This is a genomic window from Amycolatopsis sp. NBC_00355 (assembly GCF_036104975.1).
GTDB lineage: Bacteria > Actinomycetota > Actinomycetes > Mycobacteriales > Pseudonocardiaceae > Amycolatopsis.
The window spans coordinates 559563-582830 of the sequence record NZ_CP107982.1 but is presented as its reverse complement, the minus strand read 5'-3'; the positions used below and the strand labels follow the sequence as shown (position 1 = coordinate 582830).

Sequence of the window (23268 nt, the reverse complement as noted above, 5' to 3'; positions counted from 1 at the left end):
TGGCGGTGCTGGTCCCGGCCGGTGCTGACGCCGCCGGTCAAGGCGACGCTGCTCGACCCGGCCGGCGGCACCACCGGCGAAGGCCCGGGCGGCACACGTTCACCGCTGCGGTGTGTCCACAGTAGACGCCCGCCACGCCCACGCGGCGAGCACCGACGAGAGCACGACCACCCCGACGCCGAGCGGCACGTGCACCGCCCGGTTGCCCATGCCGCCGAGCATCGCCTGCACGAAGACCAGCACGACCAAGACCCCGCTCGCCCACACCGGCCATGCGGGACCACGCCCCCGCCGCCGCACCACTGCGGCGACGACCAGCTCGGCGACCGCGAACACGGCCACCGGGATCGCCCCGGCCCCGTGCAGCGTCCGCGCCGACGCCACCCCTTCGAGCAGCTGCCCCGCGGTGGCCGCCTGCACCAGGAGGAGAAGCACCTCCCCGGTCGCGACGACCCGCATCGCCCGGGCCCAGCCCGCCGTCGTCCGCTGTTCGCCGAGCTGTGTTCCGGTCATGAGCGCCACCTCTGATCCACTGCGGATGTGTTGACGCGCACAGTGTCCCGGGGCAAGCGCACCACCGTCGCCGGTCGAGAGGCGGCTTCGCGGCTACGTCCGCCGCAGTACGCGTGAAGTCGCCCTACGCACGCTGCGGTACGGATAGCCTGGACCGAACCGGGGAGGGCGGGTGCTTCGTGGCTGACGAGCGCGGCCGGATCAGGCGGTCCCTGATCCGGCTGATCAACGACGACAACCTGGATCTCTACCTGCTCGGCGTGGTGGCCCTGGCGTTCACGGTACTCGGGGCGACCGGCATCTCCGACGTGAAGACGCTGTCGTCGGTGGTCCTCGCGCTGCTGGCGCTGCTCGCCTTTTCCCAGATCCGCTCGCGACGGCTGACCGAGCAGATCCGGAGATCGCACCAGGCCGACCCGACGGCCCTGTTCAAGACCCGGTTCCCGGCCGGCCTCATCACCCGGCGGGCCGACGCGTTCGACATCCTGCTCATCGGCCATTCGATGACCAGGACCGTCCAAGGCATGCGCAGCGACATGCGCGCCATCCTCGAAGCCGGTGGCCGCATCCGCGTGCTCGTCCTCGACCCGACCGATGAAGTGCTCATCGAAACGGCCGACCGGCGCATCTCGCAAACCCTCGCGCCCGGCCGGCTCCGGCAACGGATCATGACCACGCTGGACGACCTCACGACCCTGCGGAGCAAGACAAGCGGCCGGCTGGAGGTGCGCGTCTCCTCCCGGATCTCGTCCGCAGGCTTCAACTGCCTCGACGCGTCCGGCCCACGCGGGATGGTCTGCGTCCAGCACTACGAGTACCACCCGATCGGCGAAGCGGCGCCGGTGTTCGTCCTCGAACCCGAGCACGCTCCCTGGTACCGGCACTTCGCCGCGGAGGCGGAGCGGCTGTGGGAGGCCGGCACCCCCTGGCCGCTGTCGCCCGCCCAGCAGCTCACCCGCACCCGCCGCCCGGCCTTCAGCGAGAGTTTCGGCCCCGAACTGGACCGGGCGATCGAGAACGCCGCCGACCTGACCATCACGGGCACGGCCCGCAACGCCTTCGTCAACAACAACTACACCAAGCTGGAAAGACTCCTGAAGGCCGGCACCGCGATCAGGTTCGTCCTCATCGATCCCGACTCGACCGCGATCGACGCGGCCGCGTCGCGCTACTACGCGGAACGCTCGCCCGCCGGCGCCCGGGAACGAGTGCGCCACACGCTGAGGCTGCTGGCGGAGCTGAAGTCCGCGACCGATGGCGACTTGACGGTCCGGCTCGTGGCGCACCCGATCGCAGTCGGCGTCATCGCCGCCGACAGCCGCCCGGACCACGCCGGGCCCTTGGCCGCTGTCTTCGCCGAGTACTACACCTACCGATCCGCCGGAGAGCCGAAGTTCGTGCTCCAGCCGGGTGCACCCGGATACCGGACGTTCGTCGACGAAGCCGAAGCGTTGTGGAACAACGCCACACCCCATGACCTGACGGGAAGCGCGCTCCCGGACTAGCCGTGCCGGGCCCGTCGCAATGTGGACCGCGCCCAGGGCCAGGGCTGGTTGCCGCGGTAGTAACTCACCTGGAGGGCGCCGTTGACGACGTTGACCGCCGCGCAGGTGAGGGTCGGGACCGTGTGGATCCGCCGCAGCCGGGGTACCGAGCGCCAGTCCGCGGGGCCGCCGGCGACGCGGTTGAGGATGAGGCCCGTCAGCGGGCGTCCGATGAGGACGGTCGTCACGCAGACGGCCATGACCGCGAACGGGATCAGCGCGGGGATGAGGAAGAACCCGCGGGCCGGTTCGCGACGATGGCCGCGGCCCTGAAGCAGGGTCTCGCCGCGGTATGAGCGGCCTACGCCTCGTCCCCGGGCGGATAGGTGAACCTGGTCAGCAGGTCCAGCAGTTTCGCCGGCTCGCCGGCGCGCAGGTGTGAGACCAGCTCTTCGGCCGGGGCGAGCGCGGCCTCGTGCGCGGCGTCGAAGGCCTTGACGCCGTCCGGGGTGATCTCGACCTCGCGCACCCGCCGGTCCCCCGGCACCGCGTTGCGGACCGCGAACCCCTTCGCCTCCAGGTCGTCGACGACCCGCATGATCCCGGCCTTGTCGGAACCGGTCGCCTCGACCAGGTCCCGCTGCGTCGTCGGCCCGCGGTCCACGAGGATGATCAGCACGGCGAAGTGCCGCAGCTCCAACCCGTGCGGGCGCATCGCGGCGGCCATCGCCCCCGCCGCCCGGGCGTGCGCCCGGCGCAGCAGCAACCCCAACGCGAACGGGGACACGTCCCCCGGGCGGTCGGTGGCGCGGGTCCTGGACTTGGCGGTCATGCGAGCACCCTACCCCCACGGGTATCGGATGATACGGTTTCATTCGATACGGAACGGCGGTGGTCACGATGATCGGCCTCGGCGTCGCACCCCGCGCGGGCGAAGTCGCCGCCCCCGCACCCGGCGACGACCTCGTCCCCTGCCCGGACGTCGTGCTGGACCGCGGGTTCACCCTGAACGCGCCGCCCGAGCGGGTCTGGCCGTGGTTCGCCCAGCTCGGCAAGAACCGTGCCGGCTGGTACCTGCCCACCTGGGTCGAGGCGCTCCTCCCCCGGCGCCGCCGCGCGCTGCGTCACCTCGATCCCGCGCTGCAGCACCCGAGCCCGGGCGACGTCATCGACGACTGGGGCGGCCGCGACGCAACCTTCGAGATCGTCACCCACGACCCGCCGCACACCCTCGTCCACCGCTCCACCCGCGGCCGCCTGGAGATCAGCTGGGCGATCCGCCTCACCGGCGACGGCGACGGCACCACCCGGGTGCACCTCCGGTTCCGCCTCAGCGGCGCACGCCGCCCCCGTCTGGTCGAATACGGCGGCGGGTTCGTCGACCTGCTGACCGTGGCCGGTCTCGCGGCCGGTCTGCGCGACCGGCTGCGCCCGGCCTGACCCGGGCGTCGGTGCGTCCGTCAAGGATTTCCGGTTGCCGTCTTGAATTCTTCGCGCCTGGCCGGTGACTTTCTGCGAGCGAACCAGACGATGAAGACGATCACCGGCAGCCCGGCGAGGCCGAGCCACCACCACCCCGACGTTCCGGCCGCGGCCGTTTCCGGGTGCTGGGCGAAGCCGAGGCCGCCGTCGCGCTGGTACTGGGAGCCGGGTTGTTTGTCCGCGTACCGGTCGTGGACCTGGCGCTGGTAGTCCGCCAGCGGCACGAACGCGCCGACCGGCGTCTGCGGCAGGCTGGCCTGCAGCAGCCGGACGCCGTCGCCGCTCAGCGCGTACCAGCCGTTGATCTGCGGCTCGTCGAGCAGGACGGCGCCGGCCGGCAGCCGGGTGCCGAGCCGGGTCTCGTCGTCCCCGGACAGGACGCTGCCGACCCGCCACCCCGCCGCGCCGGGGGCGGCCTGGATGGTGGCGGTGCGGCCGTCCTGGGCGCGCGCGACGACCGCGACGTACTCGAGGACCGCCACCCGGCCGGCACCGTCGCCCCGCACGAACGCCGGGTCGAGCGTGTAGGCCGGGACACCCGTGTCCGCCACGGTGATGACACCCGGGTCGGGCTGACCAGGTCTGCGGAAGTTGGTCCTGGCGAAGCTGATCGCCTCGGCCGAGTGGGCCGCGGTCACCGCCGCGGCGACCTGCGCGCCCGGCAGCGGCACCCACGCGGGTGGCGCGGCCGAGGCCGCCGCGCCGAACCCGGCCGAGCTCGCCAGCGCCAGCAGCACCGCCGTCAGGACCTTCACCGCAGACCTGGTCATGGCCTAGCTCACCGCCCGCCCGTGATGCCGACGACCGTGTCGCCCCAGGTGAACTCGCTGTTGCGCAGGTAGTCGTTGTAGGACTGGGTGCGGTAGCGCTGGTAGGTCGGCCACGGGTCGCCGACGTCCATCGACTGGTTGCCCGCGTCGTAGCCGTAGATCACTTCGGCGTGGCCGCCGCCGGAGGTCCAGTAGATCCCGGTGAGCGCCGGGTTGCCGGCGTCGATCTGCTGGGTGATCGTCGAGAACGACACCGCTCCCCCGGCGCTGCTGGCGGAGAACCCGGTGCCGCGGAACCCGTTGACGATCTCGCCGATCTGCGCCGCCTGGTTCGGGCAGTTTCCCGCGGTGGTGCCCTTCCCCGCGGCGCAGAACTGGTCCTGCGACGTCGACGCGCCGTGGAACTGCTCGATGCTGGCGCCGTCCGCGGCCCAGCACCATTCGTCGTTCTGCTGCACCTGCTGGCTGTAGTCGAGGCTGCGCGCGGCCTTGGCGTCACGGGCCGCGTTCGCGGCGGCCGGGAGCCGCAACGCGCTGTTGTCGGTGAGCGGGTGGGTGAGCGTCACGCCGTTCGGCGCCGCCGGCGCGACCGGCTGGGCCCCGGCCACCGGGGTCAGCGCGAGCGTGGCCGTGACCACGACCGCACCACACGTGAGAACCAGGCCCATCATTCGTTTGTCCAGCGCGATGACCACGAGCTTCTCCTTGTGCAAAAGGGAAAGGGGGACGACGGGGAACGGTTCCGGACCCATTCCGCGGCAACTTCGCCCCACCACTGTGCGACAGGAGAAAATCTCCAACAACCGACGCAAGTCGGTAAACGATGAGTAAACGACCGGCGCGCCGTGCCGTGGCCCGCGTCACATATCCGCTGGTCGGGACGCTGCCGGCCCGGCGGGCGGCAGGTGCGGCCGTCTCGGTGTTATGCCAGGTGTTATGGGTGCGGGCCGGCCTCGCCGCGTGCGGTTTCCGGGCCTTTCGGTTCCCGGCGGCGGGCGGGCTGACAGACTCGACCGGTGATCCTCGGATACGTCCTCGCCCTGCTGGCCGCCGTCGCGTCGGGCAGCGGCTCGATCCTGGAGTCCGCCGGGGTCCGGCGGGCCGGTGCCTACGGCGGCGCGCCCCAGGACCTCGTCGCCCTGCGCGGCCAGCCGCTGTACTTCCTCGGCGTGGGCGTGGACCTGCTGGGCTTCATCTTCGCCGCCGCGGCGCTGCACCGGCTGCCGCTGTTCCTGGTCCAGTCGGTGCTGGCCTTCAGCGTCGGCGTCACCGCGACGATCTCCGCGTTCCTCGGCATCCGGCTGGCCTCCGCCGGCTGGGCCGCCCTGGGCGTCGGCGCGACCGGCCTCGTCCTGCTGGGCCTGTCCGCGGACCCGGGTCCGGCGCACCTGCTGCCCACCTTCGGCAAGTACCTGCTGCTGGCCGCGGCGGTGCCGATCGCGGCGACCGGCTTCTACGTCCAGCGCCACGACCACCGCTGGTCGGCGCCCGTGCTGGGGTTCTGCGGCGGCCTGGGCTTCAGCGTCGTCGGCATCTCGGCCCGCACGCTCGACACCTCGGGCCCGGCCTGGCGCCTGGCCCTGGAGCCGGCGATCTGGGCGATGATCGCCAACGGCCTGGTCGCCGCGGTGGTGTTCGCGATGGCCCTGCAACGCGGCCGCGCGACCGCCGTCACCGCGACGATGTTCACCACCAACACCGCCGTGTCGTCGCTCATCGGCGTGACGATCCTGGACGACCGGGTCCGCGACGGCTTCACGGTCGCGGCCATCGCCGGGTTCGTGCTCGCCGTCGCCGGCGCGATCGGCACCGCGCACTACGCGGCCGCCCACAAGGCACCCGCCAAGGAGACCGCGGAACCGGTCTAGCCGTGTTGGCCACTCCGGTCGGCATGGCGGCTGACGGACGGGCCCGGCGACGCACCGCAACGGCCACCACGCGACGCTAGGCCGGGAGTACCCCGGCTTTGAAGCCCGCCGCCGCGGCGAGGCCGGGGAGGTCGGCGGCCCGGGCGTGCGGCAGGAGCACCAGCGGGTAGCAGTCGGATTCGATGTCCAGGACGGCGAGCACGGTGCCCGTGGCCGCCAGCTGCCCGCCCGCCAGCTCGAGGAACTCGAACGTCGGCAGGTCCGCATCGGCGAGCGACGCCCAAGCGCTGTCCCCGGCCGGTGCGGACCGCAACGCCCGCAACCGGCCGACGATCTCGTCCGGCGCTTCCTTCCAGTCCACTTCGGCCAGCAGCCCGTGGTCGGCGAGCGCGTCCACGAGAGCGATCCAGGCGAGTTCGGGCAGCGGTTCGTCGATGCCGCGCTCGTCGAGGCGGTCGGCGTGTTCCCGCAGGTAGGCGTCGGGATCGTCGTGCGCGGCCGCGGCGAGCTCACGCACCTGCGGCACGTCCGGCGCCAGCAACGCGGCCACGGTGATCAGGGCTTCGCGAGCGGTCATGAGTGTCCTCCCAGGACACCCATGATCGCACCCGGGCCGACGAATGGCGGCTTGACCCCCGCCGCGTTCAGGAGTCACATGTACGCCGTGATCCGACTGCGCTCGACCGTCGTGCTCCTCGCCCTCGCCGGCCTCGTCGCGGCCCCGGTGCCCGCACTGGCCGCCGCCGCTCCCGCTCAGGCCGGCCCGTCTCTGGGCTTCGACCTGGACGCGGCCACCATCCCCGAGCTCCAGCAGCGGATGGACCACGGCCGGCTGAGCGCCGTGGCACTGACGACCGCCTACCTCCGCCGGATCGACGCGCTGGACGGCAAGATCCACTCCGTCGTCGCCGTCGACCCGACGGCGTTGCGCGCGGCCGCCGCCAGCGACGCGCGCCGCCGCAGCGGTCACACACTCGGGCAGCTCGACGGGATCCCGGTGCTGCTCAAGGACAACATCGACACCCGGACGCTGCCCGCCACCGCGGGTTCACGCGCCCTGCCGCGCAGCCGGCCGGCGGCCGACGCCGCCCTCGTGGACCGGCTCCAGCGCGGCGGCGCGGTGATCCTCGGCAAGACCAACCTCTCCGAATGGGCCAACTACCGCTCCACGAACGCGACGTCGGGCTGGTCCGGGATCGGCGGCCAGACGAACAACCCGTACGTCCTCGACCGCAACCCGTGCGGCTCCTCCTCGGGCTCCGGCGCCGCGGTGGCGGCGAGCCTGGCGCAGGTGGCGATCGGCACCGAGACCGACGGTTCGATCGTCTGCCCGGCCGGCGCCAACGACGTCGTCGGCGAGAAGCCGACACTGGGCCTGGTCAGCCGCACCGGCGTCGTGCCGATCTCGGCCGAGCAGGACACCGCCGGGCCGCTGGCGCGCCACGTCGTCGACACGGCCATCACGCTGTCCGTCCTGCAAGGACGCGACGCCGCCGACCCCGCGACGGCCGCGATCCCCGCGGGCCAGCCGAAGGACTACGCGGCCCTGCTGCGCCCCGGCGCCCTGCGCGGCGCGAGGATCGGCGTCTGGCGGAAGGCCGGCCAGGACGCGGACGTCGACCGGGTCGTCCAGGACGCCGTCCGCACGCTGACGTCCCGCGGCGCGACCGTCGTCGAGGTCGACCTGCCCTACCAGGATGAGATCGGCGCCGCCGAGTCCCCGGCCCTGCTCACCGAGTTCAAGCGCGACGTCAACGCCTACCTCACCCACCGGCCGGGCCACCCCGCGAACCTGAACGAGCTGATCGCGTTCAACAAGAAAGATCCGGTCGAGCTCTCGAAGTTCGGCCAGGAGCTGTTCGAGCAGGCGGCGGCCGCGCCGGCCCCGACCGACCCCACCTACCGCGCCCAGCGCACCACGGCCACGTCGCTGGCGCGCCGCTCGATCGACGAAACCCTGGCGGCGCACCACTTGGACGCCATCGTGGCGCCGACCAACAGCCCGGCGTGGAAGACGACCTACGGCACCGGTGACGCGTTCGTCCTGGGTTCCTCGACCCCGGCGGCCGTCTCGGGCTACCCGAACGTCTCGGTCCCGGCCGGCTTCGCGGGCCCGCTCCCGATCGGCGTCTCGTTCTTCGCCGGACGCTGGGCGGACGCGCGGATCCTCGCGCTGGCGGCGGCGTTCGAGAAGGCCGCCCCGGCCCGGAATGCACCCACCTTCATCCCGTCGATCGGCTGACCGTCCACAGCGGACTACCGGGCGGCGCGGTACTGCGACGGGCTGCTGCCGCGCGCCCGGCGGAACGCCGTGCTCAGGTGCTGCGAGTGGCTGAACCCGGCCACCGCCGCGAGCTGGTCCACGGTCACCGGGTCCCGCAGGTTCCGCCGGACGTGGGCGTCCAACCGTGACAGTGTCCAGGCCAGCAGTCCGGCGGCGGGCGTACACGTCGATCATGGGCATGGTGGCTCTCGGTTTCGACCGGTCCAGAGCGGTTCAGCGGTGCAGTCATCCTTGAGTGGCCCGGCGGCGGTGCGCTTCCACGAGGCCGCCGTCTGCTACACCTGAGCGTCAGGAAACGAGGAGGTGGCCGGAGTGGCCGATCTGCTGGGACCACGGATTTCCGGGCCGGCGCGACTGCGGGACCTGCTGGCCGGCGAGGAGATCGTCGTCGCGCCCGGAGCGTATGACGCGCTGAGCGCGCGGCTGGTCGAGGCGGCCGGGTTCCCCGCCGTCTACATGACCGGGTTCGGCACGACGGCGTCGCTGCTCGGCCGGCCGGACGTCGGCCTGCTGACGATGACCGAGATGGTCCAGGCGGCGAGCCGGATCCGGTCGGTGGTCGAGGTGCCGGTGATCGCCGACGCCGACACCGGCTACGGCAACGCCCTCAACGTGATCCGCACGGTCCGCGAGTACGAGGCCGCCGGCGTCGCCGCGATCCACCTGGAGGACCAGGTCGCGCCGAAGCGCTGCGGGCACCTGGAAGGCAAGCGCGTCGTGCCCGCCGAGACGATGACCGACCGGATCCGGGCGGCGGTCGACGCGCGGTACAACCCGGACTTCGTGCTGATCGCGCGCACCGACGCCCGCGCCGTCGAAGGCCTCGACGCCGCGATCGACCGCGCCCGCCGGTACTCCGACGCCGGCGCCGACATGCTCTTCGTCGAGGCGCTGCAGTCCGAGGCCGAGATCGAACGGGTCGCCGACACCTTCCGCGACGTGCCGTTGCTGTTCAACTGGGCCGAGGGTGGCAAGACGCCGCCGCTGGGCCGGGATCGCTTGCGGGAGCTGGGTTTCCGGCTGGTGATCTGTCCGATCTCGACACTGCTGGCGGCCACCGAGGCGATGCGGTCCGTGCTCGCTCGCATCGCGCAGGACGGCACTCCGGTCAACGCCGTCCGGGACCTGCCCGGGCTGACGGACTTCGCCGAGCTGGTCGGCCTGCCCGAGATCGAGGACATCGGCGACAAGTACGGCCAAGGCTGACCCGCCCGTTGTGCCCTGCGGCACTCCCCTTGACGATTCTAAGACGACCGGTCATATTGAATCGAGCGAAGAGAGGACGAGGACATGAGCGAGATCAAGCCCCGGTTCCGCCGCGTCGACGGCCTGTCGGTCCGGTACGCCGAGAGCGACGGGCCACACGAAGCCGAGGCGCTGCTGCTGAGCCCGTGGCCGGAAAGCCTGCACGCCTTCGACGCGAGCTGGTCGCGACTGGCGGAGCACGCCCGCCTGGTCGCCGTGGACCTGCCCGGGTTCGGGCACTCCGAGCTGCGGGAGGACCTGCTCGCACCGCAGGCGATGGGTGAGTTCGTCGTGCGCATCGCCGACGAGCTGGGCCTGGCGAAGCCGCACGTCGTGGGGCCGGACGTCGGCACCAGCGCGGCCTTGTTCGCCGCGGCCCGGCACCCGGGCCGGTTCGCCACGGTGACCGTCGGCAGCGGCGGGGCGTCGGTCCCGCTGAACCTCGGCGGCGTACTGGACGAGTGGGTGCGGGCCGAGGACCTGGCGCCGTACCGGGCCATGGGACCCAAGGACATCGTGCGGTTCGCGCTCGGCACCATCGAGGGTTACGAGCTGCCCGACGTCGTGCGCGAGGACTACCTGGCCGCCTACCGGGGTCAGCGGTTCGCCGACCAGATGCCCTACGTCCGGGCGTACCCGACCGAACTGCCGATCCTCGGCGACCTCCTGCCCGGCATCGAAACGCCGGTCCAGATCATCGCCGGCGGCAAGGACCCGGTCGTACCGGTGGCCAACGCCGAGTACCTGCACGAGCGGCTCCCCCACAGCAAGCTCGACGTCCTCGACGCGGGTCACTTCACCTGGGAGGAAGCCGCGGCCGACTACGCCCGCGTGATCACCGGCTGGTGGCGGGCTAACATTTGACCGGACGTAGACGACCGCCCATATTGCACGGGAGGAGACCCCGATGGCCCGGGCCAGTGTGCGGGAACAGATCGTGGACGCCGCGTACGAGCAGTTCCACCGGCACGGTTACAACGCGTGCGGCGTCAAGCTGATCACCGACAGCGCGGGCGTGCCCAAGGGGTCGTTCTACAACCATTTCGAGAGCAAGGAAGCGCTCGCGCTGGTCGTCATGGAGCGCTACGGCGCCACCCGGCGCGTGCCGGACCTGGCCAAGGCGGACGTCGCCCCGCTGGCCAGGCTGCGCGCCCACTTCGACTTCCTGGCGAGCGACATCGAGAAGTACGGCTACGAGCGCGGGTGCGTGTTCGGCAACTTCAGCAACGAAGCGGCCGACCACAGCCCCGCCATCCGCGACGGCCTGGTGACGAGCTTCGCGACCTGGTCGGCGGCCGTGGCGGGCGCGATCCGCGAAGCACAGGCGGACGGTTCGGTCACCTCGGCCCACGACCCGGAGGTGCTGGCCCGCTTCCTGGTCAACGCGTGGGAAGGCGCCATCGTGGGCGAACGCGCGGCGAAGGACGGCTCGTCCTTCGCCGCGTTCTTCACCCTCGCGTTCGGCACGCTGCTGCGCTGAGCGGACATCGAGACCCGCCCGGGAGTCGAACCCGGAGTCGAACGGCGTTGCAGGCCGTCGCACGACCGTCGTGAAGCGGGCCGGGAGTCGCGCGTCCTGGTGTCGAGCCAGGCATCCCGGGGTTATGGGTCCCAGGTGGCCGCCGGGCCACGCGCGGGGTGGAGTGACCGGCCGGACTCGCACCGGCTGAACCCAGGGCCACAGCCTGGGGCCTCGTCTCCTTCGCCTTCGGTCACGGTGGAAGACGAGGGGGTCGAACCCTCCCCGGTGATCGTGCGAGGATCACCCGCGCTCCGGCGCGCCTCCCCGGACCGGATGACAGGCCTGGTTCGCCTTCATGGTCGCCATCACGGCCTGCCTCCCTCGCCCAGTAGTAGCTCCACCGCAGGATGCGCCATCACCGATGCCGGCGGCCACCCATTTACCGTGGCATCAGTTCCGGGTGATCCGGCGGCGTTCGGTCAGGTAGCCGACAAGGATCGTCCCGAGGATGGGCAAGGCGAACTTCAGCTGCGGCCAATCGTCTTCGCCGGGCGGGTCGACGCTCGCCGTTCCCGGGTAGAGCCCGGCGGAGAGCTGGGTGAACCAGTACAGGCTCGCGGTGATCGTCGCACTGTCCAATGACGCCCGCGAGCGGCCCGGTTTCCACAAGTGGTACAGCGTCGCCAGGGACAGCGCGGCGCCCATGCTCATGGTCTGGGCGTTGTGGAACTTGGCGTGCGGCGGCCATTTCGGATTGCGGATGTGGGTTTCGTTCCAGTCGAAGACGTAGGGGCCCACCATGGTCGCCAACGCGGTCAACGAAATGAGGCCCCGACCGACCGGAGTCCTCTTGAGACTGAGCTTGGTCACGGGACTCCCCTCAATCGGTCGTGATGACGAGCTTGCCGCCCTTGGGCGTGCGGTCGACTTCGAGCTCCGTGAGCGCCGCGATCGCCTTGGCGAGCGGCACGGTGCGGGCGATCGGCAGTCGCAGCACGCCGCCGGCCGCCGCCTGGGCGACCGCGTCGAGGTCCGCCGCGGCGACTTTCGCGACCAGCAGCCGATACGGCCCCGGCAAGGCACTTCGCACGAACTTCGCCGGCGTGGGGTTGATGTCGAGAATGCGACCGCCGGGCTTGAGCAACGCCAGCGCCGCTTTGCCCGGCAGCGTGCCGGCGGTGTCGAAGACGACGTCGAAGCGCCCGGCGAGGTTCGCCGCGTCGAAGTCGAATTCGACGATCGGGCTGACGCCGAGGTCGCGCGCTTCCTGCGTCGCGGTGGCGCGGCAACTGCCGGCCACGGACGCGCCGCGCGCCATCGCGAGCTGCGCGGCCGACCGGCCGACTCCGCCGAGGCAGCCGTGGACGAACACGGCCTGCCCGGCGCGCAGCTCGCTTTTGCCGACCATGGCTTGAAAAGCGGTGAGCCCGACGATCGGGAGCGCGGCGGCTTCCTCCCACGAGAGGTTCGCGGGTTTCTTCACGACGGCCTTCTCGTCGGCGACGACCATCTCGGCGAACGCCCCGGCCGCCTTGATGCTCGCCCCGCCGAGCACCTCGTCACCGACCTCGAGCCGGCTGACGCCGTCACCGACCGCCGCCACGACACCCGCGAAGTCGTGCCCCAGACCGCGCGGGAACTTCCGGCCGGTCAGCACCTTCATCTCCCCGCCGCGGATCTTCCAGTCCATCGGGTTCGCGGCCGCCGCCTTCACGCGGACCAGGACCTCGCCGGACCCGGGCCGCGCCGGCTCGAAGTCCTCCAGCCGCAACACTTCCGGGCCGCCGTACCGGTGGTACTGGATGCGCTGTGCCGTCATGGCGAAGTCCTCTCACGCACTGATGTCATCGAGTGACATCACTCTAGCACGGTGATGTCACTCCATGACATCAGTGATCGGTGAGCGGCGGCTTTAAACTCGAGGCATGGGACGATGGGAGCCGGGAGCCGGCGGCCGCCTGCGCGAGGCCGCGCTGGCCTTGTACCTCGAACACGGCTTCGAGCAGACCATGGTCGCCGACATCGCCGAACGGGCCGGCGTGACCGCCCGCACCTTCTTCCGCCACTTCGCCGACAAGCGCGAGGTCCTCTTCGACGGAGCCGCCGAGCTGACGGAGGCGTCACTGGCCGCCCTGGACGCGGCGCCCGCGACGGCGTCGACACTGGAGGTCGTCGCGGCCGCACTCGACGCCGTGGCCGGCCTGATCGGCCAAGACCGCGAGCTCGTGCTGACGCGGCACGCGGTGATCATGGCCCACGCCGAGCTGCGCGAACGTGAGCTGATCAAGCTCGCCGAGATGACCACCGCACTCGCCGACGGCCTCCGGCGGCGAGGCATCGGCGACACGGAAGCGACGCTGGCCGCCGAGACCGGCGCGGCGGTGTACCGGGTCGCCTTCCAGCACTGGGCCGACGCCGACGACCTCGAACTGCGCGACGCCATCCGCCGATCGTTCGACCAGCTGCGCGCCCTGACCGCCACCCCCTGATCGCCGCGGCCCGGCCTTCAGTGGCGCTCGGCCCCGCCGGTTCGGCGGCCGACGAGGCCAGCGGCTGTCCTCCAAGGCCGGTAAGCCGCCGCCGCTCGTAAACATCCGGAGGGTTTCCGGCAGCGCGGGGTACACGTCGAGCGGCGCGAGCTGCACTGTCGCGGCACTGGGCCGGGTGAGCCGGTACTCGACGCCACGCGCCCGGCCGGACTCTCCCCCGCGGTCACCCGGCGGGAGCTGCGGCAGCGCAACGGTTTCTCCGGCGTCACCGTCACCGACGCACTGGTCACCGCCCCGCGCAACGGAACCCTGCCCAGCACGGACTTCACGGCCGCGGTCAACCGATTCTCCGACCCTGCGCGGCCGGCTGCCCCGACACGGCGACGTCGCGGGGCTCCCAGCCGCTCTCCCGCACCCGGGCGCGCAAGTCCGTGAAGGCCTCCTTGAGGGACTCTGAGTCCCTCAAGGAGGCCTTCACGGACTTGGCATCAGCTCCGCACGCCCCGGGTATCGGCGGGGGTCAGATACCGCAGGACGACGCCGACCAGAACCGGCTCGATCGGTGCGCCACGTGCGTGTGGTCGCTGTGGCCCGGGTATCCCGGCCCGAGGATCTCGCTGAAGCCGTGGTTGCGGGCCTGCAGCGCCAGTCCGCAGAAGCCCTGGGCCCCCGCGCCGAGGTCGACCGCGTCCCCGTAGAGGTGCCGGCTGGCCGCCGCTCCGCCGACCGCGTTGTTGCAGGCGATGCTGCGGAAGCCGCCGTTGACCACGATCGGGCGGTCCCCCATCGCGTGCCGCATCGCCTGCAGCTTCCACATCGACACCAGCGCGTTGGCCTTCGCGGTCGCGGCGGGGACGTTGCCGCCCGACCAGTCCGCGTTGCACCTGTTCAGTTCCGCGTAGCCGAAGTTGACCGGCGTGCAGTCGTCGTCCTGCAGCTGGTAGATCTTCGCGAACGTCGCGGGCCCGGCGATGCCGTCCGCGCCGAGCCCGTAGGCCTGCTGGAACCGGGTGACCGCGGCCTTGGTGCCCGCGCCGAACTGGCCGTCGAGGGCCAGGACCCCGCCATAACCCGGGTAACCGGCGACCCGGATCTGCAGTTGCCGGACGTCGTCCCCGGACGCCCCCTGCGACAGGGTGCGGCCCCAGGAGTAACAGGCGTCGGCCGTGCTCCCGGCCGTCATCGGTCCCGGATCGGCAGCCGCCGGAGCAGCCACCGCCGAACCGAGTCCGGCCACCAGGGCGAGCAGGGGCAGTACCAGACGAAGGCGCATGACAGGAACACCTTTCAAGCAGGGAAGGTGAAACCCGTGACCCCACGGATTGTCGACGATTCACTGCCCCGCACGCTAACGCGGTTGCGGGCACCCTGCTGTGGGGCGTTCGCACCACACGCCGCGCGGTGACCGCGGCTGCCACCCGCACCTAAGAAGTGGACGCGATGAAATAAACGACAACGCCGATCAGGGCGAGCACCTCGGTCAGCACGAAGGTCGAGTAACCGATGGTCTGCAGTTTGCTCCGCGCTTCCGGCTGACGAGCGGTGCCATTGATGACAGCGGCGAAGATCAGGCCCACACCGATTCCCGGGCCGATCGAGCTCAGTCCGTAGCCGATGGCGGCGAGGCCGGGGTTGATGGTGGCGGCTTGGGCCAGAATCAGGTCGCTCATGGGCATTCCCCTCCACATCGGTCCACGCGCGTTCGCGCGGACAGCGGCCGGCGAGGTCACGCCGGACGTGCGATCGGAGCAATGGCGGAGCTGTGCGAAGGCGTCGGGAATCGACGGCTTTCGCCGGGGTCGATCGAAGATCGGTGGAATTCGCCGGGCAGGATATTCGACTGGCCGAGTTTTCGCGGAAACCGAGCTGTTCGGTCAATCCGATGATATCACCTGATTCGGACATGCTCGCCGCCTCGCGGGTCGACGCCGGGATCGACCTGGACGGAGCAGCGGGGTGGCCGGGCCGAGGTTGCCCTCCGGCGCACGCAGGGCTACGTTTGATTACGTGCCCGTTTCGTTTCGTAACTAGGAGGTGGCCGTGCCCAGTGCCCGCGACGCGCAGCCGGCCCGGGGCCGGCCGCGTGACACCGGCCGCGACCTGGCGATCCTCGACGCGACCCTGAGACTGCTGGTCGAGGTCGGCTACGACCAGCTGTCCATCGAGTCGGTCGCGGCCGAAGCCGGCGTGGGCAAACCCACCGTCTACCGGCGCTACGCCGGCAAGGCCGCGCTGGTGGCCGCGGCCGTCGAGCACCGCGCGGGCAGCGTGCCGCCCGCGACCGGGACCCGTGATCTGCGGCAGGCCCTGCTGCAGACCGTGGGGTGGCTGGCCGAGCAGATCGCCGAGCAGGAGGTCGGGTTGCTCGGCGCCCTGTTCGCCGGCATGCGCAGCGATCCGGACCTGGCGGCGCACATGCGGCGGATCCTGCGACGCGACGAAGCGGCGATGACCGAGCAGCCGTTCGGCGGCGCGCGAGGCGAACACCTCGTCCCCGGAGCGGCCGGACTGTTCGCCGAAATCGTTCCGGCGCTCATCGTGCACCGCCTCGTGGTCGTCGGGGAGCCCAGCGACCGGAGCTTCGTCGAGCACATCGTCGACGACATCCTGTTGCCGCTGCTCCGGCGCCGGTGAATGCCGCTGAATAACGATCCCCGATACGACGGAGGCCATGATCATGATCGTCATCACCGGCGCGACCGGCGCCCTGGGCGGCGCCGCCGTCGAGCACCTGCTCGAGCGCGTCCCCGCGGTCCGGATCGGCGTCAGCGTCCGCGATGTCGCCAAGGCGCGGCGTTTCGCCGATCGTGGTGTGCGCGTGCGGCGCGGCTCCTACGACGACCCGGCCGCACTGTGTGACTCGTTCGAGGGGGCCGAGCGCGTGCTGCTGGTCTCCCAGAACGATCCCGCCGGCGACGGAATCGGCTTGCACCGCACCGCGATCGAGGCCGCGGTCGCCGCGGGCGCCCGGCGCATCCTGTACACCAGTCACCAGAACACCCGCGCCGACAGCCCGTTCGCCCCGGCGCACGAGCACGCCGCCACCGAAGCGCTGCTCGCGAAGTCGGGGGTCGCCTGGACCGCTCTGCGCAACGGGTTCTACGCGCACAGCCTCGACTGGCTGCTCGGTCCGTGGCGTCAGACCGGCGTCATCGCCGCGCCGGCCGACGGCCCGGCGTCCTGGACCGACCGCGCCGACGCAGCCGAAGGGGCCGCGATCCTCCTTACCGGACAACGTCCCTTCGACGGCCCCGTCACGCTCACCGCGCGCCGCGCCGTCACCTTCGACGACATCGCCACCGCCGCGACCGAGCTCACCGGCCGCGAGATCACCCGGGTCGTCGTCGAGGACGACCAGTGGCTGGCCGACCGGATCGCCGCCGGCACACCCGAGCCGATGGCGGCCATGCTGCTGAAGTTCTTCCACGCCGCGCGGCGTGGCCACTTCGCCGACACCGACCCGTTGCTGGCCGAACTCCTGGGCCGCGAACCGCGCACGGTCACCGACTTCCTCACCGGCCGGGTCGACGCCTGAGTTCCGGCTGAACGCAAGCGCGTCCCGTCGGGCTAGGCGCCGTCGTCGCGCAGGGAACGGATCATGCTCCGCAGGATCCGGAACGCGCCTGCCTGCTCGGCCTCGGTCATCCCGGCCAGCATCCTCACCTCGACCGACCGGACCGCCACGGTCGCCTTCTCCAGGCTCCGCCGGCCGCGAGGCGTGAGTCGCGCGGGGAGCACCTTCCCGACGGGCGCCGCCGCGGGCCGGGTCACGTGACCCTCGCGTTCCAGGGCCTGCAGCAGCACGTTCATCGACTGCCGGGTCACGAACGCGCCCCGCGCGAGTTCGGAGTTCGACAAGCCCGGACGTTGAGCCAGCAGCTCGAGGCAGGAGTAGTGCGTCACGCTCATGCCGAGCGGCCGCAGCACCTCCTCCATGGCTGCGCGCAGGACGCTCGACGCCTCTTTCAGCAGGTAGCCCAGTGACGTCTCCAGGTCGACGCCGGCACCGTCTTGACTCATGTCAGCATTCTGACATACAGTGACCCATGTCAGAAGACTGACACACAACGAAGGAGCAGCATGCCCGCCACCGGCCCCGACTTCATCTCCCTCCAAGCGAGCGACCTCAACGCGTCACAGGCGTTCTACGAGCGGTACCTCGGCCTCGTCCGCTCGCCGGCCGGACCGCCGCACGCGGTCGTCTTCGAGACGAAGCCGATCGCGTTCGCCCTGCGCGACGTCCTTCCCGGCACCGACCTCGCCTCCGTCGACCAGCCCGGCATCGGTGCCGCGATCTGGCTCCACGCCACCGACGTCCAGGCCATCCACGACGCTCTCGCCGCGGACGGTCACACCATCGTGTCGGCCCCGATCGACGGCCCCTTCGGCCGGACATTCACCTTCGCCGACCCCGACGGCTACCGGATCACCCTCCACGACCGCAGCTGATCGGCAGGCAGGGTCACGCCGAATCTCGGGTGCACACGGCGGTAGCTCGACCTACCCTGCCCAGGTGATCGAAATCGGTTCGCGGGCGCGCACACTGCCGGCACCTCCGTCCGTCGTCTGGGACTCACTCGTGGAGCCTCGCCGGCCGGGAACCCGGCAGTGGCTCCACTTGCTCGACGACGAAGTCGATCCCCGAGTCCTGGCCGCGGAGAAGCCCGGTCACGCCGTGTGGTCGTCGCTGTGGCCGAGCCGGCCCGATGATCGAATACAGTTCGCGCTGACCACCGCGGCCGACGGAGGGACCTTGCTGAAGTTCACCTTGCTCGCGTCCGGCGAGGCCCCCGACCAGAGCAAGACCGGCCACCTTCGGCGCCGGCTCAACCAGCTGCTGTTCGCGGATCTTCGCTTCTCTTACGGCCAGTAACCGAAACCGGCTTCGGCGTCGCTCCCCCACTCCCCCGAAAAGTTCGCCTGGCCTGGGAATTTTCCGGGCTGTCGGTCCGCGCCGAATGGTTTCCTTCATTTCACCCTGATGGAACCGGACACAACGTGAGTTCCGCGTTAAAATACATCCATGCAAATGGGGGTAATGCGCCGCTTGGCCACGTACGGAGCCGTAGTCCTGTCCCTGCTCGCCTCGGCGCTCGCACTCGGCGCGTCCGCCGCGCAGGCCGCGTCGGCGCCGCTCGGCAAGCAGAACTGGGTCGTCAGCGTCGCCGGGTTCACGAATGCGGTCGGCAACAACTACCTGCGGCTGGGCTACCTGGTGTTCGACCCGGCCAGCAACGTCGTCCAGCACAACTTCTGGACCTGGAGCCAACGCGACAACCCGGTGCCGGTCAACAGCGGGGACGTGTACTTCTGCGGCCAGTGGCAACCGGGCACCAATCCGCGCAACAATTGCGCGATCAAGACCGCGCCGGGTTTCACCGGTGACCCGAACGGCCATTTCACCGGGACCTACGATTACGACGCCACGTCCGGCCGGGTGGCGATCACCTGGACCAGCAGCACCGTCAACGGCGCCACGACCACGGTGAACCTCGGCGAGACCTGGGCGGTGTCCGAGCTGCACCCGGGACTCGGCCGGCTGCAGCTGGTGAACGACACGTACTCGATCACCGGCGGGTTCGGCTACGGCAGCAACGCCTCCCTGGCACAGACCACCAAGGCCCCGATGAGCGCCGTCCGCGCCACGAAACGGGCGTACCTCTACGAGGCCCACAGCTGGCACGGCAGCACGATCACCGACTCGCCCCGGGGTGCGGCGGGCAGCGGGAGCTTCACCGTCGGCCCCGACTGGAACGCCTGCACGGACGGCTCGTGCCTCGGGTTCGTGCAGTACAACGCGCACTGCGACGAGGCTTCCTGCTGTGGCCTTCCGAGTGCCCCCGGCTACGCCGCGTGCGTGCAGAAGCTCGCCGACAGCGGCAACCGCCGGTTCTACTACCTGACCGGCGACCTGGGCGGGCGGCGCAACAGCTATGAATTCTGGTGCGAATGCCTGTCCTACGACGGGTGTTACCTGCTCAACAGCCACGTGCGACCGCTGCTCCAGGTGATCGACGATTCGGGAGCCTTCCAAGGCTGGGTCGGGGCCGAAGTCAACCCGGACCGCAGCGGCACCCGCGATCCCTCGGGTGAGTACTACGCCAGCTTCGCGATGGTGGCGTAGCGCTCGCCCGGCAAAGCGTCCCCCGAAGGCCTTCGGTGCCGTCACGCCTCACCCGCGGTCGAGAGCGTCCTCGGCGCGTCCGGAAATAAGTCAGCCGTCTTGATTAAGACAGCTGACTTATCTAGGCTGCGGGCATGTCCACCGACAGCGCGCACGCAGGTGACGACCAGGCCGGACTGCCGCCCTACCCGTTCCCGAACCCCACCGCGCTGCAGCCGCCGCCGGAATGGGCCCGGCTGCGGGCGCGGTGCCCGGTGGCACGCATCGAACTCGCCAGCGGTGACGAAGCGCTGCTGCTGACCCGTTACGACGACGTCCGGACGATGCTTTCGGACCCCCGGTTCAGCCGTCAGCTCGACGCCGACGACGCCTCCCGAGTCTCCGACAGCGACGACGGCGGGGTGTTCAGCCGGCCCTCGGCGTCGACCGGCACCGAAGTGGCCACGGACGAGCCGGCGGCGTCGATGCTCGGCGGTCCCGGGCACCGGCGCTGGCGGCGACTCGTCGGGAAAGCGTTCACCGTCAAGCGGGTGCAGGCGCTGCGGCCGGGCATGACGGAACTGGCCGAACAGCTGATCACGGACATGGTCGAAGCCGGTGCGCCCGCCGACATCGGCCCCGCGCTGGGATTCCCGCTGCCGGTGTTCGTGATCTGCGACCTGCTCGGCGTCCCGAGGGAAGACCGGGGCCGGTTCGCGCACTGGTCCGACACGATGCTGAACATGACCCGGTTCACCCAGGACGAGATCGACCGGTCGGGCCGGGAGTTCCACCAGTACATGACGGAGCTGGTCGCCGCCAAGCTGTCCGCGCCCGGTGACGACCTGCTGAGCGACCTCGCCGCCGACATGACCGCGGCCGAGCTGGTCATGACCGGGCAGGGCCTGCTCATCGCCGGCCACGAGACCACCGCCACCATGATCGGCAAGATGGTCGCGATGCTGCTGGCGGACCGCGAGCACCGCTGGGAGCGGCTGCCGGCCGACCCGTCCCTGGTGCCCTCGGCCGTCGAGGAGGCGCTGCGGTTCGACGCCAACCCCGGGTTCGGGATGCCGCGCTACGTCTCCGAAGAGACCGTGATCGGCGGCACCGTCCTGCCGCGCGGCACGACCGTGGTGTGCAGCATGGCCTCGGGCAACCGCGACACCGACGCGTTCGACGGCGCCGGCGACATGGACCTCGCCCGCCGGCCCAACCCGCACCTGGCCTTCGGTGCCGGGCCGCACTCGTGCGTCGGCCAGCAACTCGCGCGAGTCGAGCTGCAGACCGTCCTGGAAGTGCTGCTGCGCCGCCTGCCCACCCTCGAACTCGTCGAGGACGCCGCGGATCTGCGCGCCCGGCAGGGCCTGATCGTCGGCGGCATCGACCGGGTCCTGGTGCGGTGGTGACGGGCGGGAGGTCGGCGGCCACCCGGGCGCGGCTGCTGGCGACGGCGGAACGGCTGATCGCCGAGGACGGCGTCGCGCAGGTGTCGAGCCGGCGCCTGGGCCAGGAAGCCGGACAGGCCAACAACTCCGCGGTCGCCTACCACGTCGGCACGATGGCGGAGGTGATCCTCGCGGTGCTGCGCGAACACGGCGAAGCGATGGACCGCATCCGGGCCACGATGGTGGCCGCGGCCGAGGGTTCGACGCGGCTGCGTGACCACGTGGCCGCGCTGGTGCTGCCCACTACCCTGCACCTCGCCGACCTCGGCGTCCCGAGCTACTACGCCCGCTTCGCCGCCCACGTCGTCAGCGATCCGGTCCTGCGCGCGCCGGCGATGGCGGTGACCACCTCGACACCCGTGATGCAGCGCGCGATGCGCGCGGTCGCCGCCCACGCCGGCGACGCCACGGATCCCGCGATCCTCACCCGCTCGGCGATGGCCCGGCACGCGATCGTCCACACCTGCGCCGAACGGGAGGCCGAACTGGCCGCCGCGGGAGACTCCTCCGGCATCCCCGGCTGGGCCGAGACCGGCGAGATCCTCGTCGACGGCATCACAGCCCTGCTGACCACACCGCCCCGGTCCGACGGTTAAGCGCTTGCCCGCTTCTTCGCGCCGCCCCGGCGGGCCGGGTCGGTCAGCCGGTGCATCATGGTGACGCTCGCCCGCCGGGGCACCAGGCGGCCGATGCTCGCGCCCAGGCGGTTCGATCGGCCGTCGATGACGCTCGGGCCGGGGTTGCGGCTCTCGAGGTGGGACAGCGCGGTGGCGACGACGTCCTCGGGGGTGCGCGCCTTGGCTCCCGCGGTGGCGTCGTCGGTGCCGACGACGGCGTTGAACTCGGTGCTCGTCGCCCCCGGGGACAGCGCGAACGCGGTGACCCCGCTGCCGCGCAGCTCGGCCCAGAGGGATTCGGTGAAGCTGAGGACGAACGCCTTCGTCGCGCCGTAGACGGCCATCCGCGGGGTCGGCGTGTAGGCGGCCATGCTGGCGACGTTGATCAGGAAACCTTGCGCCGCAACGATGTCCGGGAGAAACGCGGAGCTCAGCTGCACCGGGGCGGCGACGTCCACCGCGATCTCCTGGGTCAGGCGGACCGGGTCTTCGCCGGCGAACTCGCCGAATGTGCCGAACCCGGCGTTGTTGATCAGGCTGGTCGCCGTGAGACCGGCGCCGGCCACCGCCGCTTTCAGCTCGGCGCCGACGGCGGGCGAGGTGAGGTCGAGCGCGATCGCCATCGCGGCGACCCGGTGCTTGCTCTCCAGTTCCGAAGCCAGCTCTCGAAGGCGGTCGAGCCGGCGCGCCACCAGGATCAGGTTCGCGCCCCGGGCGGCGAGGGCGTGCGCGAACGAGGCGCCGATGCCGGAACTGGCCCCGGTGACGATGACGGTCTGGCTGCGGTAGTCCGGTCGCGGCATCGGTTCTCCAAGGGGGTGATCGGCCGGCTGGTCATTTCACCGTATGTCCGCCTGACACTCAGTGTCAATCTGGCGCTCAGTGTAGGATCGCGGGCATGGCCAAGCAGGACGACCTCTGGACCCGATCGCGCAAGGCGGCATACGCGGAGATCACGCGCGTCGCCATGAACTTGTTCCTCGAGCAGGGGTTCGACGGGACGACGATCGATCAGATCGCGGCGACCGCGGGCATCTCGCGGCGTTCGTTCTTCCGCTATTTCGGGACGAAGGAGGACATCGTCCTCGGCGACCTGGCGGACCAAGGCGCGCTCGTGCGCGAGATCCTGGAAAGCATCCCCTTGTCGGTGCCGCCCCGGGAGGCGTTGCGCGAAGCGCTCTGGCGCGTCGACGGCGAAGGAATGCAGTCCGAGGTGGCGCTCAAGATCGCCAAGATGATGTACGAGACCCCGTCACTGAGGGCGCGCAGCATCGAGAAGCACCTCCAGTGGCAGGAGCAGCTCGTCCCGAACATCCGGCTGCGGCTCGGCGTCGCGGCCGACGACGTGACCGACCCGGCGGCCGACGCGATCGTCGCCAGCGCCATCGCCTGCCTCGACGTCGCGGGCCAGATCTGGGCGAACGCCGACGGCGCGCTCGACCTCGCCGAGCTCTACGACCGCGCGGTGCGCGCCGTGGGAAACCCCGGCTGAGGACACGAACG

29 protein-coding genes and 1 tRNA gene are annotated in these 23268 nt (G+C 71.2%); 16 read left to right on the top strand and 14 right to left on the bottom strand.

Annotated features, from left to right (window positions below; genetic code table 11):
* Positions 1–99: 99 nt before the first annotated feature.
* Entirely contained in the window at positions 100–513 is a 414-nt protein-coding gene (locus OHS18_RS02430; RefSeq protein WP_328456540.1) for a hypothetical protein, read from the bottom strand.
* A 179-nt stretch (positions 514–692) separates the two neighbouring features.
* On the opposite strand from OHS18_RS02430, the gene OHS18_RS02425 reads away from it, so the two are divergent.
* Positions 693–2018 (top strand): DUF5919 domain-containing protein, encoded by a 1326-nt coding sequence (locus tag OHS18_RS02425; RefSeq protein WP_328615740.1) that lies wholly within the window; start codon positions 693–695, stop codon positions 2016–2018.
* On the opposite strand, the gene OHS18_RS02420 is transcribed toward OHS18_RS02425, so the two are convergent.
* Together OHS18_RS02420 and OHS18_RS02415 are read right to left on the bottom strand one after the other, a co-directional pair.
* Complete coding sequence (locus tag OHS18_RS02420; RefSeq protein WP_328618716.1) at positions 2015–2335, bottom strand: DUF3159 domain-containing protein; 321 nt, start codon at positions 2333–2335, stop codon at positions 2015–2017. The genes OHS18_RS02425 and OHS18_RS02420 overlap by 4 nt on opposite strands.
* 23 nt (positions 2336–2358) lie before the next feature.
* Positions 2359–2829: a MarR family winged helix-turn-helix transcriptional regulator gene (locus tag OHS18_RS02415; protein ID WP_328615739.1), complete on the bottom strand. Its 471-nt coding sequence runs from the start codon at positions 2827–2829 to the stop codon at positions 2359–2361.
* 68 nt (positions 2830–2897) lie between these two features.
* On the opposite strand from OHS18_RS02415, the gene OHS18_RS02410 reads away from it, so the two are divergent.
* A complete protein-coding gene (locus tag OHS18_RS02410; protein WP_442875459.1) occupies positions 2898–3437 on the top strand; it encodes an SRPBCC family protein in 540 nt (179 codons plus the stop codon).
* Between the two features lie 20 nt (positions 3438–3457).
* On the opposite strand, the gene OHS18_RS02405 is transcribed toward OHS18_RS02410, so the two are convergent.
* Positions 3458–4249 (bottom strand): hypothetical protein, encoded by a 792-nt coding sequence (locus OHS18_RS02405; RefSeq protein ID WP_328615737.1) that lies wholly within the window; start codon positions 4247–4249, stop codon positions 3458–3460.
* Positions 4250–4257: 8 nt separating this feature from the next.
* Positions 4258–4944, bottom strand: coding sequence for a papain-like cysteine protease family protein (locus OHS18_RS02400; RefSeq protein WP_328615736.1), 687 nt, complete (start codon positions 4942–4944; stop codon positions 4258–4260).
* A gap of 321 nt (positions 4945–5265) precedes the next feature.
* On the opposite strand from OHS18_RS02400, the gene OHS18_RS02395 reads away from it, so the two are divergent.
* A complete protein-coding gene (locus tag OHS18_RS02395) occupies positions 5266–6117 on the top strand; it encodes a hypothetical protein (protein WP_328456552.1) in 852 nt (283 codons plus the stop codon).
* A 76-nt stretch (positions 6118–6193) separates the two neighbouring features.
* On the opposite strand, the gene OHS18_RS02390 is transcribed toward OHS18_RS02395, so the two are convergent.
* Positions 6194–6694, bottom strand: a complete 501-nt coding sequence (locus OHS18_RS02390) for a DUF6630 family protein (RefSeq protein WP_328615735.1) — start codon at positions 6692–6694, stop codon at positions 6194–6196.
* A 78-nt stretch (positions 6695–6772) separates the two neighbouring features.
* Between OHS18_RS02390 and OHS18_RS02385 the strand changes: the two genes are divergently transcribed.
* Positions 6773–8359, top strand: a complete 1587-nt coding sequence (locus OHS18_RS02385) for an amidase (RefSeq protein WP_328615734.1) — start codon at positions 6773–6775, stop codon at positions 8357–8359.
* Between the two features lie 14 nt (positions 8360–8373).
* Here OHS18_RS02385 and OHS18_RS02380 read toward each other — a convergent pair whose 3' ends face one another.
* Positions 8374–8523 carry a helix-turn-helix transcriptional regulator gene (locus tag OHS18_RS02380; RefSeq protein WP_328615733.1) on the bottom strand — a complete coding sequence of 50 codons (150 nt, stop codon included), beginning with the start codon at positions 8521–8523 and terminating at the stop codon, positions 8374–8376.
* A 190-nt stretch (positions 8524–8713) separates the two neighbouring features.
* On the opposite strand from OHS18_RS02380, the gene OHS18_RS02375 reads away from it, so the two are divergent.
* From OHS18_RS02375 to OHS18_RS02365, 3 genes are all read left to right on the top strand, one after another.
* On the top strand, positions 8714–9607 hold the full coding sequence (locus tag OHS18_RS02375; RefSeq protein ID WP_328456559.1) for an isocitrate lyase/PEP mutase family protein: 894 nt from the start codon (positions 8714–8716) through the stop codon (positions 9605–9607).
* A gap of 84 nt (positions 9608–9691) precedes the next feature.
* Entirely contained in the window at positions 9692–10510 is an 819-nt protein-coding gene (locus tag OHS18_RS02370; protein WP_328615732.1) for an alpha/beta fold hydrolase, read from the top strand.
* Positions 10511–10553: 43 nt separating this feature from the next.
* Positions 10554–11126, top strand: coding sequence for a TetR/AcrR family transcriptional regulator (locus OHS18_RS02365; RefSeq protein WP_328615731.1), 573 nt, complete (start codon positions 10554–10556; stop codon positions 11124–11126).
* 10 nt (positions 11127–11136) lie between these two features.
* Here OHS18_RS02365 and OHS18_RS02360 read toward each other — a convergent pair.
* The 3 genes from OHS18_RS02360 to OHS18_RS02350 form a co-directional block, all read right to left on the bottom strand.
* Positions 11137–11208 (bottom strand) — tRNA-Cys (locus tag OHS18_RS02360).
* A 350-nt stretch (positions 11209–11558) separates the two neighbouring features.
* Positions 11559–11978, bottom strand: coding sequence for a DUF6640 family protein (locus OHS18_RS02355; protein WP_328456565.1), 420 nt, complete (start codon positions 11976–11978; stop codon positions 11559–11561).
* 10 nt (positions 11979–11988) lie between these two features.
* Entirely contained in the window at positions 11989–12927 is a 939-nt protein-coding gene (locus tag OHS18_RS02350; protein WP_328615730.1) for an NADP-dependent oxidoreductase, read from the bottom strand.
* Positions 12928–13033: 106 nt separating this feature from the next.
* Here OHS18_RS02350 and OHS18_RS02345 point away from each other — a divergent pair, with 106 nt between their 5' ends.
* Complete coding sequence (locus tag OHS18_RS02345) at positions 13034–13597, top strand: TetR/AcrR family transcriptional regulator (RefSeq protein ID WP_328615729.1); 564 nt, start codon at positions 13034–13036, stop codon at positions 13595–13597.
* A gap of 520 nt (positions 13598–14117) precedes the next feature.
* On the opposite strand, the gene OHS18_RS02340 is transcribed toward OHS18_RS02345, so the two are convergent.
* Together OHS18_RS02340 and OHS18_RS02335 are read right to left on the bottom strand one after the other, a co-directional pair.
* Positions 14118–14870 carry a D-Ala-D-Ala carboxypeptidase family metallohydrolase gene (locus tag OHS18_RS02340; RefSeq protein ID WP_328615728.1) on the bottom strand — a complete coding sequence of 251 codons (753 nt, stop codon included), beginning with the start codon at positions 14868–14870 and terminating at the stop codon, positions 14118–14120.
* 151 nt (positions 14871–15021) lie between these two features.
* A complete protein-coding gene (locus tag OHS18_RS02335; RefSeq protein ID WP_328456575.1) occupies positions 15022–15267 on the bottom strand; it encodes an ATP F0F1 synthase subunit C in 246 nt (81 codons plus the stop codon).
* A gap of 370 nt (positions 15268–15637) precedes the next feature.
* On the opposite strand from OHS18_RS02335, the gene OHS18_RS02330 reads away from it, so the two are divergent.
* The gene (locus OHS18_RS02330) at positions 15638–16231 is read left to right on the top strand and encodes a TetR/AcrR family transcriptional regulator (RefSeq protein ID WP_328615727.1); all 594 of its coding nucleotides are present in this window, start codon (positions 15638–15640) and stop codon (positions 16229–16231) included.
* A gap of 37 nt (positions 16232–16268) precedes the next feature.
* Entirely contained in the window at positions 16269–17132 is an 864-nt protein-coding gene (locus OHS18_RS02325; RefSeq protein WP_328615726.1) for an NmrA family NAD(P)-binding protein, read from the top strand.
* 32 nt (positions 17133–17164) lie between these two features.
* Here the strand turns inward: OHS18_RS02325 and OHS18_RS02320 are convergent, their stop codons facing one another.
* Complete coding sequence (locus OHS18_RS02320) at positions 17165–17617, bottom strand: MarR family winged helix-turn-helix transcriptional regulator (RefSeq protein ID WP_328456581.1); 453 nt, start codon at positions 17615–17617, stop codon at positions 17165–17167.
* A gap of 60 nt (positions 17618–17677) precedes the next feature.
* Here OHS18_RS02320 and OHS18_RS02315 point away from each other — a divergent pair, with 60 nt between their 5' ends.
* The 5 genes from OHS18_RS02315 to OHS18_RS02295 all read left to right on the top strand — a co-directional run bounded on the left by OHS18_RS02315 (position 17678) and on the right by OHS18_RS02295 (position 21744).
* Positions 17678–18046 (top strand): VOC family protein, encoded by a 369-nt coding sequence (locus OHS18_RS02315; protein ID WP_328615725.1) that lies wholly within the window; start codon positions 17678–17680, stop codon positions 18044–18046.
* A gap of 64 nt (positions 18047–18110) precedes the next feature.
* On the top strand, positions 18111–18470 hold the full coding sequence (locus OHS18_RS02310; RefSeq protein ID WP_328456584.1) for an SRPBCC family protein: 360 nt from the start codon (positions 18111–18113) through the stop codon (positions 18468–18470).
* A 150-nt stretch (positions 18471–18620) separates the two neighbouring features.
* Positions 18621–19721 carry a hypothetical protein gene (locus OHS18_RS02305; protein WP_328615724.1) on the top strand — a complete coding sequence of 367 codons (1101 nt, stop codon included), beginning with the start codon at positions 18621–18623 and terminating at the stop codon, positions 19719–19721.
* A gap of 134 nt (positions 19722–19855) precedes the next feature.
* Entirely contained in the window at positions 19856–21109 is a 1254-nt protein-coding gene (locus tag OHS18_RS02300; protein ID WP_328615723.1) for a cytochrome P450, read from the top strand.
* Positions 21106–21744, top strand: coding sequence for a TetR/AcrR family transcriptional regulator (locus OHS18_RS02295; RefSeq protein WP_328615722.1), 639 nt, complete (start codon positions 21106–21108; stop codon positions 21742–21744). Before OHS18_RS02300 ends, OHS18_RS02295 begins: the two co-directional genes overlap by 4 nt.
* On the opposite strand, the gene OHS18_RS02290 is transcribed toward OHS18_RS02295, so the two are convergent.
* Positions 21741–22568: an SDR family NAD(P)-dependent oxidoreductase gene (locus tag OHS18_RS02290; protein WP_328615721.1), complete on the bottom strand. Its 828-nt coding sequence runs from the start codon at positions 22566–22568 to the stop codon at positions 21741–21743. The genes OHS18_RS02295 and OHS18_RS02290 overlap by 4 nt on opposite strands.
* A 95-nt stretch (positions 22569–22663) precedes the next feature.
* Here OHS18_RS02290 and OHS18_RS02285 point away from each other — a divergent pair, with 95 nt between their 5' ends.
* The gene (locus OHS18_RS02285) at positions 22664–23257 is read left to right on the top strand and encodes a TetR family transcriptional regulator (RefSeq protein ID WP_328615720.1); all 594 of its coding nucleotides are present in this window, start codon (positions 22664–22666) and stop codon (positions 23255–23257) included.
* Positions 23258–23268: the final 11 nt, after the last annotated feature.

Excerpts from the sequence above, each read along its gene's own strand:
- OHS18_RS02430 (WP_328456540.1), bottom strand. The coding sequence starts at position 513 with ATGACCGGAACACAGCTCGGCGAACAGCGGACGACGGCGGGCTGGGCC.
- OHS18_RS02415 (WP_328615739.1), bottom strand. The coding sequence starts at position 2,829 with ATGACCGCCAAGTCCAGGACCCGCGCCACCGACCGCCCGGGGGACGTG.
- OHS18_RS02410 (WP_442875459.1), top strand. The coding sequence starts at position 2,898 with ATGATCGGCCTCGGCGTCGCACCCCGCGCGGGCGAAGTCGCCGCCCCC.
- OHS18_RS02405 (WP_328615737.1), bottom strand. The coding sequence starts at position 4,249 with ATGACCAGGTCTGCGGTGAAGGTCCTGACGGCGGTGCTGCTGGCGCTG.
- OHS18_RS02390 (WP_328615735.1), bottom strand. The coding sequence starts at position 6,694 with ATGACCGCTCGCGAAGCCCTGATCACCGTGGCCGCGTTGCTGGCGCCG.
- OHS18_RS02385 (WP_328615734.1), top strand. The coding sequence starts at position 6,773 with ATGTACGCCGTGATCCGACTGCGCTCGACCGTCGTGCTCCTCGCCCTC.
- OHS18_RS02370 (WP_328615732.1), top strand. The coding sequence starts at position 9,692 with ATGAGCGAGATCAAGCCCCGGTTCCGCCGCGTCGACGGCCTGTCGGTC.
- OHS18_RS02365 (WP_328615731.1), top strand. The coding sequence starts at position 10,554 with ATGGCCCGGGCCAGTGTGCGGGAACAGATCGTGGACGCCGCGTACGAG.
- OHS18_RS02350 (WP_328615730.1), bottom strand. The coding sequence starts at position 12,927 with ATGACGGCACAGCGCATCCAGTACCACCGGTACGGCGGCCCGGAAGTG.
- OHS18_RS02345 (WP_328615729.1), top strand. The coding sequence starts at position 13,034 with ATGGGACGATGGGAGCCGGGAGCCGGCGGCCGCCTGCGCGAGGCCGCG.
- OHS18_RS02340 (WP_328615728.1), bottom strand. The coding sequence starts at position 14,870 with ATGCGCCTTCGTCTGGTACTGCCCCTGCTCGCCCTGGTGGCCGGACTC.
- OHS18_RS02335 (WP_328456575.1), bottom strand. The coding sequence starts at position 15,267 with ATGAGCGACCTGATTCTGGCCCAAGCCGCCACCATCAACCCCGGCCTC.
- OHS18_RS02325 (WP_328615726.1), top strand. The coding sequence starts at position 16,269 with ATGATCATGATCGTCATCACCGGCGCGACCGGCGCCCTGGGCGGCGCC.
- OHS18_RS02320 (WP_328456581.1), bottom strand. The coding sequence starts at position 17,617 with ATGAGTCAAGACGGTGCCGGCGTCGACCTGGAGACGTCACTGGGCTAC.
- OHS18_RS02315 (WP_328615725.1), top strand. The coding sequence starts at position 17,678 with ATGCCCGCCACCGGCCCCGACTTCATCTCCCTCCAAGCGAGCGACCTC.
- OHS18_RS02305 (WP_328615724.1), top strand. The coding sequence starts at position 18,621 with ATGCAAATGGGGGTAATGCGCCGCTTGGCCACGTACGGAGCCGTAGTC.
- OHS18_RS02300 (WP_328615723.1), top strand. The coding sequence starts at position 19,856 with ATGTCCACCGACAGCGCGCACGCAGGTGACGACCAGGCCGGACTGCCG.
- OHS18_RS02290 (WP_328615721.1), bottom strand. The coding sequence starts at position 22,568 with ATGCCGCGACCGGACTACCGCAGCCAGACCGTCATCGTCACCGGGGCC.
- OHS18_RS02285 (WP_328615720.1), top strand. The coding sequence starts at position 22,664 with ATGGCCAAGCAGGACGACCTCTGGACCCGATCGCGCAAGGCGGCATAC.